Below are 542 nucleotides of genomic sequence, written 5' to 3'. Positions count from 1 at the left end.
GTTGTTAAACCAAAAGAAACTGCACAAGCCAATAAAAGCTTTTTCATTTTTTTGACCTTTCTTGGAAAATAGGGAGCCATTTTTCTGGAGATTGTCCAACTTCATCCATAATGGTCTCTAAAAGTTCAATGTTTTTGGTGGTGCCACTTAAAATGGCTATTTCATCGTCAAAGCCACGTAAATTCAGTTCTGCTACCACAGAACTTTGTCCTTGTTTGATGAGAAAACGCCGTGACTCCCGGCTTAATTCTGATTGTATCAGGTTAAACTCTCTGTCGGATAATTTAAAACCCTCTACATAATCCGCATGATTGCCTTTTTGATTGGGAAAATAAATCTGGGTTGGACATTGCTCTATAATGGTGTGCGCAATGGTCGAATTGATCGCATCTTTGGGAGATTGGGTGGCAAACAACATCAAACCATTCTGTTTACGAATAGTCTTCAGCCTGTCTTGCGCAAAAGCTTTAAAAGAATCATCCTCTAAGGCTTTCCAAAACTCATCAATGACAATGATAATACGACGCCCGTCAATCAGAGAC

At 39.3% G+C, this 542-nt stretch carries 1 protein-coding gene; it reads right to left on the bottom strand.

Going from position 1 to position 542, the window contains the following annotated elements; translation table 11 throughout:
* Nucleotides 1-43 precede the first annotated feature (43 nt).
* A partial coding sequence (locus BN338_RS10675; RefSeq protein ID WP_039762721.1) for a TraG/VirB4 family ATPase occupies nt 44-542 on the bottom strand: 499 nt, incomplete at its 5' end.

This window comes from Bartonella queenslandensis AUST/NH15, from assembly GCF_000312585.1.
Lineage (GTDB): Bacteria > Pseudomonadota > Alphaproteobacteria > Rhizobiales > Rhizobiaceae > Bartonella > Bartonella queenslandensis_A.
This window is presented reverse-complemented; position numbering and strand designations above follow the sequence as displayed.